This is a genomic window from Mesorhizobium sp. M0019 (assembly GCF_040323975.1).
GTDB lineage: Bacteria > Pseudomonadota > Alphaproteobacteria > Rhizobiales > Rhizobiaceae > Mesorhizobium.
In genome coordinates, this window is sequence record NZ_JAMYVK010000007.1 from 98741 (window position 1) to 114804 (window position 16064).

The following is a 16064-nucleotide window of genomic DNA, read 5'->3' on the forward strand; positions in this document are numbered from 1 at the left end:
TAAAACTCCCGTCACAAACGGTGGTAGGCGGAACGATCCCCGGTCGTTAATATGAGATTCGCGGTTGGCCGATTGGCAGCCGCGACATGAAAGGTTGGACAATGGCCAAATTATCCAAGGCTCCCAGCGACGGGGTCTTCGCAGTCCTCCCACTGCGCGACATCGTGGTGTTCCCGCACATGATCGTTCCGCTCTTCGTCGGGCGTGAAAAGTCGATCAAGGCGCTGGAAGAAGTGATGGGTCAGGAAAAGCAGATCCTGCTTGCGACCCAGATGAATGCCGCCGACGACGATCCGGAGCCTGATGCCATCTTTGACATCGGCACGCTCGCCAATGTGCTGCAATTGCTGAAACTGCCGGACGGCACCGTGAAGGTGCTGGTCGAAGGCGCCTCGCGCGCGAAAATCGTCGCGTTCACCGACCGTCCCGACTTCCATGAAGCCCGTGCTGCGGCGCTGGTCGAACCGGAGGAGGAAGAGGTCGAGGTCGAGGCGCTGGCCCGTTCCGTCGTCACCGACTTCGAGAACTACGTCAAGCTGAACAAGAAGATCTCGCCCGAAGTGGTGGGTGCCGCCAGCCAGATCGACGACTATTCCAAGCTCGCCGACACGGTCGCTTCGCATCTTGCCATCAAGATCCCCGAGAAGCAGGAGATGCTCGCCACGCTGTCCGTCAAGGAACGGCTGGAAAAGGCGATGGGCTTCATGGAAGCCGAAATCTCGGTGCTCCAGGTTGAGAAGCGTATCCGCTCGCGCGTCAAGCGCCAGATGGAGAAGACGCAGCGCGAATACTACCTCAACGAGCAGATGAAGGCGATCCAGAAGGAGCTCGGCGAGGGCGAGGACGGCCGCGACGAGGCCGCCGAGATCGAGGCGCGCATCAAGAAGACCAAGCTCTCCAAGGAGGCCCGCGAAAAGGCGGAAGCCGAACTGAAGAAGCTGCGGACGATGTCGCCGATGTCGGCTGAATCGACCGTCGTGCGCAACTATCTCGACTGGCTGCTGTCGATCCCGTGGGGCAGGAACTCCAAGGTCAAGCAGGATCTGGCCTTTGCCCAGAACGTGCTCGATACCGATCATTTCGGCCTCGACAAGGTCAAGGACCGCATCGTCGAATACCTCGCCGTGCAGAGCCGCCAGAAGAAGCTGAAGGGGCCGATCCTGTGCCTCGTCGGACCTCCCGGCGTCGGCAAGACCTCGCTCGGCAAGTCGATCGCCAAGGCGACCGGCCGTGAGTTCATCCGCATGGCGCTGGGCGGCGTGCGCGACGAGGCCGAGATCCGTGGTCACCGCCGCACCTATATCGGCTCGATGCCCGGCAAGGTCATCCAGTCGATGAAGAAGGCAAAGAAATCCAACCCGCTCTTCCTGCTCGACGAGATCGACAAGATGGGCCAGGATTTCCGCGGCGATCCGTCATCGGCTTTGCTCGAGGTGCTCGATCCCGAGCAGAACTCGACGTTCATGGACCATTACCTCGAGGTCGAATACGACCTGTCGAGCGTGATGTTCGTGACGACGGCGAACACGCTGAACATCCCTGCGCCCTTGATGGACCGCATGGAGATCATCCGTATCGCCGGCTACACCGAGGACGAGAAGATCGAGATCGCCAAGCGTCACCTGATGCCCAAGGTGATCCGCGACCACGCGTTGCAGCCGAAGGAATTCTCCGTCGGCGAGGACGCGATCCGCGGCATCATCCAGACCTACACCCGTGAAGCGGGCGTCAGGAGCCTGGAGCGCGAGCTGATGAAGCTCGGGCGCAAGGCGGTGACCGAGATCCTGAAGACGAAGAAGAAGACGATCAACATCACGGCGGACAATCTTGCCGATTATCTTGGTGTTCCGCGCTTCCGCTTCGGCCAGGTCGAGAGCGACGATCAGGTCGGCGTGGTCACCGGGCTCGCCTGGACGGAAGTCGGTGGCGAGCTGTTGACGGTGGAAGGTGTCATGATGCCCGGCAAGGGCCGCATGACCGTGACCGGCAATCTGCGCGACGTTATGAAGGAATCGATTTCGGCGGCGGCGTCCTATGTCCGCTCGCGGGCCATCGATTTCGGCGTCGAGCCGCCGCTGTTCGACAAGCGCGATATCCACGTCCACGTGCCGGAAGGCGCAACGCCCAAGGACGGACCGTCGGCTGGCGTGGCGATGGCGACGGCGATCGTCTCGGTGCTGACCGGAATCCCGGTCAAGGCCGATGTGGCGATGACCGGCGAGATCACGCTGCGCGGCAGGGTGCTGCCGATCGGCGGCCTCAAGGAGAAGCTGCTTGCCGCACTTCGCGGCGGCATCAAGAAGGTACTGATCCCGGAAGAGAACGCCAAGGATCTGGCGGAGATTCCGGAGAACGTGAAGAGCGGCATGGAGATCATTCCGGTCTCACGGGTTGGCGAAGTGTTGCGCCATGCGCTGGTGCGCATGCCGGAACCGATCCAGTGGGTTGAACCCGTCAATGCGCCGGCCGTGGTCGATGTCGGGGACGAAGCTGGTAAATCGCTGGCGCATTAGCTCTTGCTAAAGTTGCAATGCACAAAGAGAGAGCCGGGCCTTGAGCCCGGCTTTTTCATGTGAAGAACCCCGGATTTCCGGGCTTTTTTCAACTTTCGTGGCGCTTTTCGACTTGGTTGCCGGAGCGCTTCTTTCTAAAGTCCGTTTCCTGCCGGATGAGTCGAGTGTTCCGGTTTTCTCATGGAAGGGAATTTTTATGAACAAGAACGAACTGGTGTCCGCTGTCGCCGATGCCGCGAGTATTTCGAAGGGTGACGCGCAGTCGGCGGTTGATGCGGTGTTTTCCGTCATCACCGGCGAACTGAAAAAGGGCGGCGATGTCCGGCTTGTCGGCTTCGGAAATTTCACCGTGTCACAACGCGCCGCGTCGACCGGCCGCAATCCGCAGACCGGTGCGGAAGTGAAGATCCCGGCGCGCACCGTGCCGAAGTTCTCGGCCGGCAAGGGCCTCAAGGACGCGGTCAACTAAGCGCCTCCTTAAGTCTTTCAGAGAAAAGAAAAGCCGGTATATCCGGTTTTTCTTTTCTGTGCCCGCAGCGTCGTTGGAAAGGCGGCACTATGCCGTCGGCGCATCCGCGCGCATCAAGCCTTCTGTCTTGAGATCGGCCCACAGCGCCGGTGGCAGTTTTGTGTCGAGCAGCGAGCGATTGCTTTCGACTTCGCCCGGCCGCTGGCCGCCGGGGATTACCGAGACGACGGAAGGATGCAGCAGCGGGAACTGCAGCGCCGCCTCGATCAGGCGCACGCCGTGGCGCTTGCAGACGGCCTCGATGCGGGTGACGCGGTCGATGATGTCCTGCGGCGCCTCCGAATAATTGTAGTAGGCGCCGGGCTTCGGCCCGGTTGCCAGGATGCCGGAATTGTAAGGCCCGCCGAGAACGATGCCGATGCCGCGTTGCTGGCATAGCGGCAGGAAAGACTGCAGCGCTTCCTGCTCCAGCAGCGTGTAACGCCCGGCAAGCAGGAACAGATCGAAATCGCCGCGCTCGGCCAGCGTCTGGGCAACCTGCCACTCGTTGATGCCGCCGCCGAACGCCTTGATCACGCCTTGGTCGCGCAATGCCAGCAATCCGTAGTAGCCGGAGCTCATGAATTCCTGGATGCGCTGGTCCGAGGCTTCCTTGCTGCCATGGGTGAAGATGTCGACATCATGCACGAAGAGGATGTCGATGCGGTCGACGCCGAGCCGTTCCAGCGAGGCTTCGAAGGAGCGCATGACGCCGTCATAGCTGTAATCGTAGACCTCGCGGCGCGATGGGGTGTCGAAGAATTTGCCGATGCCGGTGCGCTGTTCCGGCGGGCAGGCGCGCATGATGCGCCCGACTTTGCTGGACAGCACGTAGTCGTCACGCTTCTTCGAACGCAGGAACGGATTGAGCCGCGTTTCGGCAAGGCCCAGCCCATAGAGCGGCGCGGTGTCGTAGTAGCGGCAGCCGACCCGCCATGCCGCCTCCAGCGTAGCATTGGCATCCTCGTCGGAGACGGCGCGGTAGAGATTGCCGAGCGGCGCAGTGCCGAAGCCGAGCTCGGTGAAGGTGATGCCGCCATTACCGATGCGGTCGAAATGCCGTGTCTTCATATGCTGTCGTTTCCTCATTTGGATTTGCCGTGACACTATCACGGCTGTAGCGCATCAAAAGCACTGCGTGTCGTTGGACACCGATTTTCGCGGTGATAGCATGAGTGAAAACAAGCTGTTCGGGGCAGATGTGACTGAGATATTCAAATGGTTCTCCGGCACCTGCAAGCTGGTGCAAATGTCATGACGGACGCCGGCGAAAACCTGTTTGGGATTGCGCTGAGCGAGCTTGGCACCGTGCTGGAGCGTATCGACGAAAGCCGCATCGACGCCGCTTGCGCCATCCTGGCTGGCGCGAAAAAGATCGTCACCTATGGCTGCGGCCGCGAGGCGATGCAGGTCAAGGGTTTTGCCATGCGGCTCTACCATCTCGGTCTGCCGGTGTCGGTCGTCGGCGACATGACCACGCCGCCGCTGGGCGAGGGCGATGTTTTCCTCGCAAGTTCCGGCCCGGGTGAGACGTCGACGGTGCTGACCTTGATGCAGGTCGCGCGCGAGGCCGGTGCCACAGTCCTGCTGCTCACCGCACAAGCCGACAGCACTGCCGCGAAGCTGGCCGATTTCACACTGCTTATCCCGGCTCAGACCATGGCCGACGACCAGGGCCCTGAAAAGACATCCGTCCTGCCGATGGGCTCGGTTTTCGAAGGCGCGCTGTTCGTCCTCTTCGAAGTGATGGTGCTGAAGCTCAGGGATTTGACCGGCGTCTCGCCGGAAGCGATGCGCGCCCGCCACACCAATATGGAGTAGGTGTCATGCGCTACGAATTGATGCTGCCGCACCAGATCCGCAAGGCGATCGCCGAGAACCGGCCGGTCGTGTTGCCGCTCGGTGTGCTCGAATATCACGGCGAGCACATGGCCGTCGGAATGGACACGCTGGCGGTCGTCAAGAGCCTGGAACTGTTCGAAAAAGAAGCAGAGATCGTCATTCTGCCACCCTTCCATTACGGCGCGGCGAGCTATGCGGTTGCAGCACCGGAGGGCAGTGGTTCGCTGCAGGTCGGTGGCAATGTGCTGGCGCCATTTGCGGAAGAACTGTTCTACAGCCTGCTGCGCATTGGCTTCCGCAACATCCACGCCATCATTCACCACCAGACCGAAAATTTTGCCGCCGGCATGCCGACCGATCTCGCCTTCAAGGCTGCCGGCCGGCAGGCGATCTTCCGCTTCCTGGAGAAAGAACGTGGCGAAGGCTGGTGGGGCTCTCCGGCGATGGCCGACTATTATGCCGAGCACGCCGAGGGCAGCAATTTCTTCAACTGGGTGCAGGTGCATCCGCTGATGCCGGCTTCAATGCACAGCCGGTACCCGTTCGACCATGCCGGCACCGGCGAGACGTCACTGATGCTGGCGCTGTGCCCGGAAGCGGTCGATGCCGGCCGCTTCGCCGACAACACCGGCTGGTACACGGCAAGTGCGCCCGAAGCCTCGGCGGAATTGGGGCAAAAAGGGGTTGCCATGATCCTCGAGCATTTGCGGGCAACACTTTCGGGTTAGCGCGCTTTTCCCTTCTCCCACAACAAGGGGAGAAGGGAGAGCCGGCGCAGTTATTTCACCGCGCCTGCTGTCATGCCCATGATCAGGTAACGCTCGAGCGCGATGCCGATGACGGCGAGCGGTGTGATGGCGGCGGTGGCAAGCGCTGCCATCGACCACCAGTTGATGCCTTGTGAGCCGGTCTGGCTGGCCACCATGACAGGAATGGTCTTTGCGTCGGTCGAGGTCAAAAGCGCGGCGAAGAAATACTCGTTCCAGCACAGCACCATCGCCAGGATGAAGGCGGCGACCATGCCCGGCAGCGCGATTGGCATGACGATGCGCAAGAAGGCGCCCCAGATCGACAGGCCGTCGACGAGTGCTGCCTCCTCCAACTCCACCGGAATGGAGTTGAACTGGTCGCGCATGATCCAGATGACGATCGGCAACACCATCAGCGTGTAGAGCAGGATCAACCCGACGCGCGTGTCGAGCAGGCCGACCTCCCGGTAAAGCACGAGGAAGGGCAGGGCCAAAACCACCGGCGGCAGGATCAGCTGCGACAGGAAGAAGAAGGAAATATCCTCGTTCCTGAACCAGGCGAACTTGTAACGATAGCGGGTCAGCCCATAGGCGGCGAGACTGCCGATGACGATGGCGAGGGTCGACGCGCCGACCGAAGTGATGACCGAATTCATGAAACGCTTGATGAATTCGTCGCGAACTGTCGACGTCCGAAAGATCGAGTCCGGCGACAGGCCGAGCGAACGCCAGCCCTTCCAGTCGGGCCGGAAGTCGACGAACGGGATCAAGTGGCCCTGGGTGACGTCGACCGCGGTCTTGAACGAAGTGGTTATCGTCCAATAGATCGGGAACAGGCAGATGAAAGCCCAGAAGATGAGCGCGCCATAGATGAAGACGCGGTTGGCGACGAAGCTCGCCGGCGAGCGGATTTCGGAAGCGGCATAGTCGGTGGTCTGAACGCTCATCTTGCCAGCCCGATCAGTTGACGTTGCGCACGAAGCGGCTGGCGAATTTCAGCAGCCAGGTCACGAACACGATGATGATGATCAAATAGGCCATCGCCAGCATCGTGCCGTAGCCGACGTTCGAGCGGTCGCGATATTCGCGGTAGATGAAACTGGACACCGAATCGGTCGCGCCGCCGGGGCCGCCGGAGGTGACGGTGATGATGATATCGGCGAGCTTCAGCTTGAAGATGATGCGCAGGATGACCGCCGTCACCGACACCGGCAGCATCAGCGGGAAGGTGACCTGCCAGAAGGTCTGCCAGGCAGTGGCGCCATCGACACGCGCTGCCTCGAGCACCTCGCGCGACATCGCCTGCAGGCCGGCGAGCAGCATGATCATCATGAACGGGATGAACGTCCACGCGTCGAGCACCATGATCGAGATGCGGGCGGTGATCGGGTTGGAGAAGAAGGCGGGGTTTTCCCAGCCGAGATGCCGCGCTAGTGTCGCGGCCGGCCCGAAGCGGTATTCCATCAGCGACTTGCCGATCATCCACGACACCGCCACCGGCGACAGCATCAGCGGCATGAGAAACACGACGCGGAAGAATTTTCGCGCCCGGATCTGCGCGTTGAGCAGCAGCGCCAGGCCGAAGGCGATGACATATTCGACGAACACCGCCAGCACGTAGAGCACCATGTTGAACAGCGCGTTGCGATAATAGGCGTCGTTCAGCATCTGCCAGAAATTGTCGAGCCCGTTGAACTGCCGTCCGCTGAAGGAACTGAGGTTCCAGTCGGTCAGCGCGATGTAGAAGCCGAACAGCGTCGGGAAGATCACCATGGCAATGGTAAACAGCAGCGCCGGCAGCAGGAACAGCGCGCGCTGGCCGTCTTCGCCGCGCGTCAGTACCTGGCCGATGCCGAGCGCGACACCCCACAGCACATAGGCGTAGACCACCGGCCGCCAGGTTTCGAAGCCGATAGCATCGACATCGCTCCTGTAAAGGATTTGCAGCGCGATCACCGCCAGAAGGCCGAGCGTTGCAGCAGCCATCAGCGCCCAGCCAAGCCGTTTGCGGCTCCGCGGTATCAGGTCGGATGGCACGGCGCCTGCCGGCCATTCACTTGTCGACAAAGTCTGGTCAGCCAGGGTCCGGTCAGCCACGCGTCTTGCCCGTTCACAGGAGGCTCGGTGATCCGGCTGAGCCGGTCGAGGCCAAGTCGGTCAAGGGGCGGGCCGGCGGCGGTGCGCCGCCGGACCAGGTTTCACGATCTCAGCCTACATGCCGAGCGAGGCCTTGTAGAGCTTGACCTGGTTGTCGCGGCCGATCTGGTCGGTCAGCTTCTCCCAGGCGGCTGCGATGGCGTCGGCGCCTTCCTGCGCCTTCATCTTGCCGGCAAAGGTGTTGGCCAAAATGTCCTCGGCAGCGCTGTAGTACTGGAAGATGCCGGGGATGCGCGGCTCGATCGCCGCGTTCGGATGGTTGTAGCTGTCGGCTTCCGACTTCAGATACGAGGTGATGAACGCCTCGTCGTAGCCCGCCGCCACCCATTCCGGAATGTTGAAATGCGAGTTGCGATAGGGCTGGAAACCCGACGGATAGGCCGCGCACCAGAGCGACAGGTCCTTGCCGCCTAGATGGGCAGCGGCAGACCATGCCGCCTTCTTCTTCTTTTCGTCGCTGTCGACGCGGGCCATGACATAAACGCCCCAGCCGAGATAGGCGCAGTTCGGCGCATGGTTCGGGCCGCTGGCGAGCTTGTCCCACTGCCCGGTCTTGGAGTTGTAGACATCGTCCGAGCCCGGCAGGATCGAGAAGCCGGTGATGTCGCCGACGACCGAGGAATCGTTGGTCTTGACGTTCGAACCGACGTCGCCCCACCAGGTAACCATCGAACCGGTGCCTGCCAGGAATTGCTGGAAGGCGGTGGTGTTCGGGTCGGCATTGATCTGGTCGGCGGGTTCGGAGGGCAGGGCATCGATGACGTCCTGGATCGCCCGCACCCATGCCGGATTGTTGACGCGCGGCTTCATCGTGTCGGCATCGAACAGCCAGGCCTTGTCATCGGGATGCTTGGCGTAGGCGCTGGCGCGGCTGCCGAGGAAATAAAAGCCGAAACCGCCCCAGGGCTTGGGCGCATCGAGATAGCCAAAGACATCCTGGCCTTTCACCTGCTTGCCCTTGAGGAACTTCGTCACCGCCTGCACCTGCTGCCAGGTCTTCGGCACGCCCCATTCGCCTTCTCCGCCGCCGTCCTTCCAGGCCTTGGCGAGGTCGGCATCGGCGAACACGTCGGTGCGGTAGTTGAAGTTATGCGCGTCGCCGTCGACCGTGACGCGATATTGCTTGCCGTCCCAGGTGCCGACCGGCGGCTGCAGATAGGCCACGACATCCTTCATGTCGATCTGGTCCTTGACCCAGTCCGGCATCTCGGAGGTGAGACCCTTGCCGCAGACGTCGCCTTCGAACGGTGCCCCCATTTCGATGATGTCGAAATCGACGGTGCCGGTCGCGATCGACTGCTGCAGGCGGGCGTTGTAGTCAGCCTGCGCCAGGTCGATCCAGTTGATCTTGGCGCCGGTATAGGTCTCCCACGGCTTCAGGAAGCCGCGAAACAGCACATTGTGCAGGTTCTGGTTGTTGAGGCCCATGAAGGTGAGTTCGACACCGGCGAATTCGCCTTCCTTGACATTGGCCTTGGTGGCGCCAAGGCAAAGCTCGCCGACCTGCTGGAAGTCGGCATCGGTCGGCTGACCCTTGCCGACACCCGGGATCTGCAGGATCTGCGCACGCAGGTCGTCGGCGGCCGCAGCCGTGCGCGTCAGCGCACCAAGTCCGGCGCTTGAGGCCGCCGCGAGGGCGGCCATGCTGGCCGCTCCCTTCAGCACGTCGCGGCGGGTGGCCCCGGCGCGGACAAGTTGGTTATAAAGGCTGACTTTCATTTCGTTCCTCCCAGAAGGTCAATTGTGAATTGGTTCAGATGGTGGAGCGCCGATTATGTTCCCCAACGACAGCGACTCCCGTAAATAGCGGCCCGAATTCTCCCTCCCGCGACGCTTGGCATTCAGTGCCGGACAAGCGTACCGGTGCGCCCGGAACAGGGTCATAAGCCGGACATTGTCACTATTCGCACAACGAAGTGCGGTGTCAACGTGAATGGGTTTTTTATCTATAAGAGACTGACTTGCCCTCGCCGTTTGCGTTGTTTAGCTTCACGGCAACTGAAGGGGGAATGATGGCTCAAGTCGCGATCCGCAATGTGGCCAAGGCGTTCGGAACCGTCAAGGTTCTGCACGATGTCAGCGTCGACATCGCCGACGGGCAGTTCGTGGTGCTGGTCGGGCCTTCCGGCTGCGGCAAGTCCACGCTGCTGAGGATGGTGGCCGGGCTGGAAACGGTCTCCGGCGGCACCATCGCCATCGGCGAGCGCGTCGTCAACCATCTGCCGCCGGCCAAGCGCGACATCGCCATGGTGTTCCAGAACTACGCGCTCTATCCGCACAAGACGGTCGAGCAGAACATGGCCTTTGCTCTCAAGCTGCGCAAAACCGACCCGGCGGTGGTTACTGAGCGAGTCAAACGCGCCGCCGACATCCTCGACCTCAATCCCTACCTCAAGCGCTATCCGCGCCAGCTCTCTGGCGGCCAGCGCCAGCGCGTCGCCATGGGCCGCGCCATCGTGCGCAACCCGCAGGTGTTCCTCTTCGACGAGCCGCTCTCCAATCTCGACGCCAAGCTGCGTGTCCAGATGCGCACCGAGATCAAGGAACTGCACCAGCGGCTGAAGACCACCACCATCTACGTCACCCACGACCAGATCGAGGCCATGACCATGGCCGACAAGATCGTGGTGATGCGCGACGGTCGCATCGAACAGGTCGGCGCGCCGCTGGAATTATTCGACCGGCCGGCCAACCTGTTTGTGGCCGGCTTCATCGGCTCGCCCTCGATGAACCTGCTCAAGGGCGTCGTGCGCAAGGGCGACAAGCCCGTCGTCGAGATCGCCGGGACGCCGTTCCCGATTGCGGCGACCAGTGCCGTCGAGGATGGCCGTAATGTCGTCTACGGCGTGCGGCCCGAGCATCTCGAAATCCATCCCGATGGCGTTCCGGCGAAGATTTCGGTGGTCGAGCCGACCGGTTCCGAGACTTTGGTGTTCCTGCGCTTCGGCGAGGGCGAGATGGTGGCGCTGTTCCGTGAGCGCCACGACTTCAAGCCGGGCGACACACTGCACCTGAAACCGCGGCTCGACCAGGTGCATCTCTTCGACGCAGAGACCGGCAAGCGTCTCTGATTTCGCCCCAGCAAACTTCGCGAGGAATACCATGCTCAAAGGAATCAATCCGCTGCTCAATGCCGATGTGCTGCAGGCGCTGCGGGCGATGGGCCACGGTGACGATCTGATTATCGCCGACACCAATTTCCCGTCTGATTCGGTGGCGCGCCAGACCGTGCTTGGCCGGCTGCTGCGCATCGATGCGTCGGCGGCCGACGTGGTCAAGGCGGTACTGTCGCTCTATCCGCTGGACACCTTCGTCGACGACGCGGCCGCGCGCATGGAGATCGTCGGCAAGCCGGACGACATTCCCGCCGTGCAGCAGGAAGTGCAAAAAGAGATCGATGCCGCCGAGGGCAAGGCTTGGCCGATGATCTCGGTCGAACGCTACGCCTTCTACGAACGCGCCAAGAGGGCCTATTGCGTCATCCAGACCGGCGAGCGCCGCTTCTACGGCTGCTTCGCCTTCCGCAAGGGCGTCGTGCCGCCGGATGCGGAGTAGCGAGATGCCGGGCAGACCGATCGTCATACTGGGCGTCTTCGTCGCCGACACCGCCTACCGCGCCGCCCGCCAGCCGCGCATGGGAGAGACGATCCTGGGCACGTCCTTCACACTCGGCCCCGGCGGCAAAGGCTCCAACCAGGCGGTGGCGGCCGGCCGGCTCGGCGCCGACGTCACCTTCCTGACCCGCCTCGGCGTCGATCCGTTCGCCGATATGGCGAGGCAGACCTGGAAAGAGGCGGGCGTGAAAAGCGCCGTCATCGAGACGCCGCAGAGCTATACGGGTGCCGCCTATATCTTCGTCGAGGAGACGAGCGGCAATAACGCCATCATCGTCAGTCCCGGCGCGGCAATGCTGATCTCGGCCGCCGACATCGAGGCAAATGCCGGGCTGATCCGCTCGGCCGGCGTCTTCGTCACCCAGCTCGAACAGCCGATCGAGGCGGCGCTGCCGGCGCTGGGGATCGCGCGCGGGGCAGGGGTGACCACCATCCTCAACCCGGCGCCGGCGGCCAAGCTTCCGGACCGTATCTACACGCTTTGCGACTATGTCACGCCGAACGAGACTGAGGCCGAGGAACTGACCGGCATCAAGGTATCCTCCATCGACGATGCCCGCCGTGCCGCCGACAGCCTGCTCGAGAAGGGCGTGGGCGCTGTCATCGTGACGCTTGGCGAAAACGGCGCGCTGCTGCACACGGCCGACCGTTCCGAGCATGTCGCAGCGGTCGCCGCCGGCCCGGTCATCGAGACCACGGGTGCGGGCGACGCCTTCAATGGCGGCCTGGCTGCGGCGCTGTCGAGGGGGATGGAACCCCTGCAGGCGGTGCGCTTCGCTTGCGCCGTCGCCGGCATTTCGGTGACGCGCCCGGGCACCGCGCCGTCCATGCCGACGCTGCAGGAAGTCGAGGCGCTGCTCGCCGAGGGGTGAAGCCCGGCACTGCGGGATGAGACTGTAAGCGGGAGCGAATGGGTTAGACCCGACTCTTGTCCGAGAAGCTATTGTCTTCTGGCTCGACCACAAACAGGCGGGCAGGTCGATGGATGAGGATCAATGCCAGAATTCGAAAGGAATGGACCTAGACTGAGTCACGAAAGAAGATGATTTTTGACAAATCAACGTCGACATTTCTCCGACATCAAGGGGACGTGACCCCAAAGGAGAAATGGCGCGAGTGACGGGGCTCGAACCCGCGACCTCCGGCGTGACAGGCCGGCACTCTAACCAACTGAGCTACACCCGCGCATAGACGAGCACGTGTCAGCCGTGTTCGTCGTTGGGGCGGTGGATAAGGGGTAAGCCACCGGGTGTCAAGCGGACCCGGACAGCATAACAGCAAACAGGAGAAGGTTTTTTGACAAGCCGAACTTTGTTGCCGAAACCGGCTCCCGGCCAAGCCACTCGCCGCTCATTTGGCCTTGCGAAGCCGGTCCTAACTGCTTAAAGGTCCGGCCCGGGGCGGGCGATTAGCTCAGTTGGTAGAGCGCTTCGTTTACACCGAAGATGTCGGCGGTTCGAGCCCGTCATCGCCCACCATTTTCCTCGATGTGTTCAGTTTGGGCTACACCGCTCAAGCTGATCGCCCAGGTGAGACGCATCCGACCACTGTGCTACTCGGACTTTGGTCTGATTCGAACTGTCTTTCCGCAGGGACTTAAGTCTGATCTGCTTGCCTCTCATGAGGGAAACGATTGCCGAAAGCTACAACTTGCAGTATCTCAATTGCGTATGGGCATGGGCGGGAGCGAAAATATTCCTGGATGGCTTGTGAGTCATCTTCCGGACGATCCCGTGATCGCAGGAGATCTCGCGGATAAGATATCGAAGGAAGCTGAAAAAAACCGGCTTCCAGGCGAACGGGTTGTGAACACAACCCGTAACGAAGAAGACACCTTCAAGAAAGAACAAGTCGAAGCTTATCCCGACGCCGCGGTTGCAGGAGTCTTTGCCAGCGGTTCATTCCTCGCCCTGTTGGTATTAGCCATTTATCTGCTCTATGTGCTCTCGATTGTGGCCGGGGGAACGGTCGCGGATGTTCCCCTGCCGCCCATATGAACTAGTAGACGCTCCGCCAACACTCGAATTAGCCCCGCACCGTGATGCTGGTGACTTTCGTGTCTGCGGTGGAGCACGCGACGAAGGTTTCGTTCCCGCGGCAAAGGTGTTCACGCGGGGCAACTGGCTGCTACAGAACGGCAGCATTGTACTTCCATAGGCCTCCCGGTTCTTTGCAACTTGGGCGATTGGCTTGTCGCAGATCAGCCTGCAATCGCCGGAGCGTGAGCAATCCGTTTCGCCACATAAACACAACGCTTCGATGAATCAGCGTCCTGCACCACCGCAAATCCAATCGCCTTGTAGAACCTTAGCGCACCATCGTTCTCCGGCATGACTTCGAGGTGGATGCCGGTCGAGCCGCTCGCGGCAAGCCCCTGCTCGAGGAAGGCCATCGCGCGCCTGCCGATGCCTTTCCCGCGCGCTTGCGGCAACACGTCGATATGGCCATGCGACGGATAGGCGGTCAGCGCAGGCGGAACAGCGAAATCGGGATGATGGACCCGATGCCGCGCCCAGTCGCTGCCGCGCCAGCGCGAGCTGTCGGGTCCCGGGTCCGCCACGCGCCGCTGAAGGTCGGGATACCACTCTGATGCCAGGCTGGCATTGAAAGCGCCCGTATCGGCCGCGCCAAGCAGGTAGCCGGCCGCACCTGCGGGACTATCGATAATGAAGGCCAGCTCGGGTTCGAGCACCTGGTAGGGAATAGTGTAGAGGAGGCCGAGCAGTTCCGGGTCGTCCTCGCGGCCGCTGGCGTCCTTGCCGGCATCGCCGGTCTTGAGACAGATCATCGCAAGCGCTGCATGATCGGCGGTGGTCGCCCGGCGCAGGAAGAAACCGCCGCCGAAATCGAGGATCATGGCGGCAGCAGCCGGAAATCCTTGCCCTCGGGCAAAAGCTGCCCGCCGTCGACGATGATGGTCGTGCCCGTGATGTAGCTGGCATCGTCAGAGGCCAGGAACAGGAAGGCATTGGCCACATCGCGAGGGCTGCCGAGACGGCCGAGCGGGATGGCGTCTTCCATGTTCTTGATGAAGGCCGCACCGCGATGCTGCTCTATGCCTTCAGTGAGGATGTTGCCGGGCTCGACGCCGTTGACTGTAATGCCGTAGCCCGAGAATTCGAGCGCAGCCGAACGGATCAGTCCATTGATGCCGGCCTTGGTCGCTGAATAATGGCCGTGGCCGGGGCTGGTGACATGCGGGCCGGTGATCGAGGAGGTGAACAGCATGCGGCCAAAATGCTGTGCCTTCATTGGCACCAGTGCGGCGCGAGCAGCGATGAAGCTGCCGCGCAAGTTTACCGCCATGACCCGGTCCCAATCGTCGGGACTGGTGTTTTCCAGCAATTGCCAGGGATAGATTCCGGCATTCTGCACCATGATGTCGAGCCGGCCGTGACGGTCGAGCGCCAGTGCAACAGCAGCCTCGGCATCAGCCATCTGCGAGATGTCGGTGCGGATGAAGGCGGCGCCGAGTTCGTTCGCGGTCGCTTGCCCCGCCTCGGCCTCGGTGTCGGCCAGGACCAGCTTCGCGCCCTCTTCGGCAAAACGCTGTGCGATGCCCTTGCCGATGCCACGTGCGCTGCCGACGATCAGCGCGACTTTGTCTTCCAGACGGCCGGTCATGCCAGCCTCTGGCGAATGGTCTGCTTGAACGCGTCGAGCAGCACGGCGGCGAGCACCAGCAGGCCGTGGATCACCTGGGTGAAGTTGGCCGGCAGGCCCATCAAATTGATCGCCGTGTTGATGGCCGAGAGCAGCAGCACGCCGGCATAGACGCCGGGCAAGGTGCCGACGCCGCCCTTCAGGCTGACGCCGCCGATGACGACCGCGGCGAAGGCATTGAACAACAGGCCGACGCCGAGATTAGCTGTCGCGCCGGAGGTGCGGATCGCCAGCACCCAGCCGGCAAGGCCGGCAATGGCGCCGGCAAGGACAAAGGCTATGACAAGGTTGCGGTTGACGCGGATGCCGGCGCGGAAGGTCGCCGTCTCGTTGCCGCCGATCATGACCAGGTGCCGGCCGAAGGGCGTCTTGGCCATGATCAGCGAGAACACCACGAAACACGCAATGGCGATCCAGGCTGTCAGCGGCAGGCCACCCAGGCGCTGGATGCCGAACCAGCGGATCGCCGGCGCAAGGTCCTGCGCCGAGCGGCCGCCGGAGATGACCAGCACCAGGCCGCGCACCCAGATGTAAGACGCCAGGGTGATGATGAAGGCGCTCATCTTGACCCTGACCACCAGGTAGCCGTTGAAGGCGCCGATGAGGCCGCCGACCGCAAGCGCGATGAGCAGCGAAACTGGAACCATCAGCCATTGCGGCTGCAACTGGATGCCGAGGCCGATGCCCGATGAGCAGAACAGGATGCCGACCGCCATGGCGCTGAGCGCCGCCACCGATTCGACCGACAGGTCCATATGGCCGGCGATGATGACTAGCGCCAAGCCGATCGACATGACGCCGAGCACGCTCGACGCCTCGATGATGTTGGCAAAAATGCCGAGCTGAAAATAGTTCGGGATGAGGATGGAAAAGACCACCAGCACGAAGACCAGCATGAACCAGACAAGATTGTCGAGGATGAACTCGAGGGTTTGGCGCGTGCGGGGGTTCATCTGCGGATCCGGTTGGCGCATGACCCCGAAAACCATTCGTTCTTCGGAAAGATCAGGCGCGGTTG

Annotated in this window: 15 protein-coding genes and 2 tRNA genes; 9 read left to right on the plus strand and 8 right to left on the minus strand. The window is 62.1% G+C overall.

Annotation, left to right across the window (positions count from 1 at the left end):
* The first annotated feature begins 101 nt into the window (after nucleotides 1-101).
* A complete protein-coding gene (gene lon, locus NKK47_RS07780; RefSeq protein WP_023674656.1) occupies nucleotides 102-2513 on the plus strand; it encodes an endopeptidase La in 2412 nt (803 codons plus the stop codon).
* Between the two features lie 196 nt (nucleotides 2514-2709).
* Nucleotides 2710-2982 carry an HU family DNA-binding protein gene (locus NKK47_RS07785; protein WP_023674657.1) on the plus strand — a complete coding sequence of 91 codons (273 nt, stop codon included), beginning with the start codon at nucleotides 2710-2712 and terminating at the stop codon, nucleotides 2980-2982.
* Nucleotides 2983-3069: 87 nt separating this feature from the next.
* On the opposite strand, the gene NKK47_RS07790 is transcribed toward NKK47_RS07785, so the two are convergent.
* A complete protein-coding gene (locus tag NKK47_RS07790) occupies nucleotides 3070-4092 on the minus strand; it encodes an aldo/keto reductase (RefSeq protein WP_352575948.1) in 1023 nt (340 codons plus the stop codon).
* A 183-nt stretch (nucleotides 4093-4275) separates the two neighbouring features.
* On the opposite strand from NKK47_RS07790, the gene hxlB reads away from it, so the two are divergent.
* Together hxlB and NKK47_RS07800 are read left to right on the plus strand one after the other, a co-directional pair.
* Nucleotides 4276-4842 carry a 6-phospho-3-hexuloisomerase gene (hxlB, locus tag NKK47_RS07795; RefSeq protein WP_352575950.1) on the plus strand — a complete coding sequence of 189 codons (567 nt, stop codon included), beginning with the start codon at nucleotides 4276-4278 and terminating at the stop codon, nucleotides 4840-4842.
* Between the two features lie 5 nt (nucleotides 4843-4847).
* Nucleotides 4848-5591, plus strand: coding sequence for a creatininase family protein (locus NKK47_RS07800; protein ID WP_352575952.1), 744 nt, complete (start codon nucleotides 4848-4850; stop codon nucleotides 5589-5591).
* A 50-nt stretch (nucleotides 5592-5641) separates the two neighbouring features.
* Here NKK47_RS07800 and NKK47_RS07805 read toward each other — a convergent pair whose 3' ends face one another.
* The 3 genes from NKK47_RS07805 to NKK47_RS07815 form a co-directional block, all read right to left on the minus strand.
* Nucleotides 5642-6559 (minus strand): carbohydrate ABC transporter permease, encoded by a 918-nt coding sequence (locus NKK47_RS07805; RefSeq protein WP_352575954.1) that lies wholly within the window; start codon nucleotides 6557-6559, stop codon nucleotides 5642-5644.
* A 13-nt stretch (nucleotides 6560-6572) separates the two neighbouring features.
* Nucleotides 6573-7694, minus strand: a complete 1122-nt coding sequence (locus tag NKK47_RS07810; protein ID WP_352576054.1) for a carbohydrate ABC transporter permease — start codon at nucleotides 7692-7694, stop codon at nucleotides 6573-6575.
* 129 nt (nucleotides 7695-7823) lie between these two features.
* The gene (locus tag NKK47_RS07815) at nucleotides 7824-9488 is read right to left on the minus strand and encodes an ABC transporter substrate-binding protein (protein ID WP_352575956.1); all 1665 of its coding nucleotides are present in this window, start codon (nucleotides 9486-9488) and stop codon (nucleotides 7824-7826) included.
* Between the two features lie 293 nt (nucleotides 9489-9781).
* Between NKK47_RS07815 and NKK47_RS07820 the strand changes: the two genes are divergently transcribed.
* From NKK47_RS07820 to rbsK, 3 genes are read left to right on the plus strand one after another with little or no spacing between them, the layout of a single operon-like run.
* The gene (locus NKK47_RS07820; protein WP_352456634.1) at nucleotides 9782-10840 is read left to right on the plus strand and encodes an ABC transporter ATP-binding protein; all 1059 of its coding nucleotides are present in this window, start codon (nucleotides 9782-9784) and stop codon (nucleotides 10838-10840) included.
* Between the two features lie 31 nt (nucleotides 10841-10871).
* A complete protein-coding gene (locus NKK47_RS07825) occupies nucleotides 10872-11324 on the plus strand; it encodes an RbsD/FucU family protein (protein WP_352456621.1) in 453 nt (150 codons plus the stop codon).
* 4 nt (nucleotides 11325-11328) lie between these two features.
* Nucleotides 11329-12255, plus strand: a complete 927-nt coding sequence (rbsK, locus tag NKK47_RS07830; protein WP_352575958.1) for a ribokinase — start codon at nucleotides 11329-11331, stop codon at nucleotides 12253-12255.
* Nucleotides 12256-12491: 236 nt separating this feature from the next.
* Here the strand turns inward: rbsK and NKK47_RS07835 are convergent.
* A tRNA-Asp gene (locus NKK47_RS07835) sits at nucleotides 12492-12568 on the minus strand.
* A gap of 217 nt (nucleotides 12569-12785) precedes the next feature.
* Here NKK47_RS07835 and NKK47_RS07840 point away from each other — a divergent pair.
* Both NKK47_RS07840 and NKK47_RS07845 read left to right on the plus strand, forming a co-directional pair.
* A tRNA-Val gene (locus NKK47_RS07840) sits at nucleotides 12786-12861 on the plus strand.
* Nucleotides 12862-13059: 198 nt separating this feature from the next.
* Nucleotides 13060-13380 (plus strand): hypothetical protein, encoded by a 321-nt coding sequence (locus NKK47_RS07845; protein WP_352575960.1) that lies wholly within the window; start codon nucleotides 13060-13062, stop codon nucleotides 13378-13380.
* A gap of 203 nt (nucleotides 13381-13583) precedes the next feature.
* Here NKK47_RS07845 and NKK47_RS07850 read toward each other — a convergent pair whose 3' ends face one another.
* The 3 genes from NKK47_RS07850 to NKK47_RS07860 are packed head-to-tail and all read right to left on the minus strand — an operon-like array spanning nucleotide 13584 to nucleotide 15999.
* On the minus strand, nucleotides 13584-14240 hold the full coding sequence (locus NKK47_RS07850; RefSeq protein WP_352571440.1) for a GNAT family N-acetyltransferase: 657 nt from the start codon (nucleotides 14238-14240) through the stop codon (nucleotides 13584-13586).
* Nucleotides 14237-15007 (minus strand): SDR family oxidoreductase, encoded by a 771-nt coding sequence (locus NKK47_RS07855; protein ID WP_352575962.1) that lies wholly within the window; start codon nucleotides 15005-15007, stop codon nucleotides 14237-14239. The genes NKK47_RS07850 and NKK47_RS07855 overlap by 4 nt, the downstream gene beginning before the upstream one ends.
* Entirely contained in the window at nucleotides 15004-15999 is a 996-nt protein-coding gene (locus NKK47_RS07860) for an ABC transporter permease (protein ID WP_352575964.1), read from the minus strand. The genes NKK47_RS07855 and NKK47_RS07860 overlap by 4 nt, the downstream gene beginning before the upstream one ends.
* Nucleotides 16000-16064: the final 65 nt, after the last annotated feature.

Excerpts from the sequence above, each read along its gene's own strand:
- lon (WP_023674656.1), top strand. The coding sequence starts at position 102 with ATGGCCAAATTATCCAAGGCTCCCAGCGACGGGGTCTTCGCAGTCCTC.
- NKK47_RS07785 (WP_023674657.1), top strand. The coding sequence starts at position 2,710 with ATGAACAAGAACGAACTGGTGTCCGCTGTCGCCGATGCCGCGAGTATT.
- NKK47_RS07790 (WP_352575948.1), bottom strand. The coding sequence starts at position 4,092 with ATGAAGACACGGCATTTCGACCGCATCGGTAATGGCGGCATCACCTTC.
- hxlB (WP_352575950.1), top strand. The coding sequence starts at position 4,276 with ATGACGGACGCCGGCGAAAACCTGTTTGGGATTGCGCTGAGCGAGCTT.
- NKK47_RS07800 (WP_352575952.1), top strand. The coding sequence starts at position 4,848 with ATGCGCTACGAATTGATGCTGCCGCACCAGATCCGCAAGGCGATCGCC.
- NKK47_RS07805 (WP_352575954.1), bottom strand. The coding sequence starts at position 6,559 with ATGAGCGTTCAGACCACCGACTATGCCGCTTCCGAAATCCGCTCGCCG.
- NKK47_RS07815 (WP_352575956.1), bottom strand. The coding sequence starts at position 9,488 with ATGAAAGTCAGCCTTTATAACCAACTTGTCCGCGCCGGGGCCACCCGC.
- NKK47_RS07820 (WP_352456634.1), top strand. The coding sequence starts at position 9,782 with ATGGCTCAAGTCGCGATCCGCAATGTGGCCAAGGCGTTCGGAACCGTC.
- NKK47_RS07825 (WP_352456621.1), top strand. The coding sequence starts at position 10,872 with ATGCTCAAAGGAATCAATCCGCTGCTCAATGCCGATGTGCTGCAGGCG.
- rbsK (WP_352575958.1), top strand. The coding sequence starts at position 11,329 with ATGCCGGGCAGACCGATCGTCATACTGGGCGTCTTCGTCGCCGACACC.
- NKK47_RS07845 (WP_352575960.1), top strand. The coding sequence starts at position 13,060 with ATGGGCGGGAGCGAAAATATTCCTGGATGGCTTGTGAGTCATCTTCCG.
- NKK47_RS07850 (WP_352571440.1), bottom strand. The coding sequence starts at position 14,240 with ATGATCCTCGATTTCGGCGGCGGTTTCTTCCTGCGCCGGGCGACCACC.
- NKK47_RS07855 (WP_352575962.1), bottom strand. The coding sequence starts at position 15,007 with ATGACCGGCCGTCTGGAAGACAAAGTCGCGCTGATCGTCGGCAGCGCA.
- NKK47_RS07860 (WP_352575964.1), bottom strand. The coding sequence starts at position 15,999 with ATGAACCCCCGCACGCGCCAAACCCTCGAGTTCATCCTCGACAATCTT.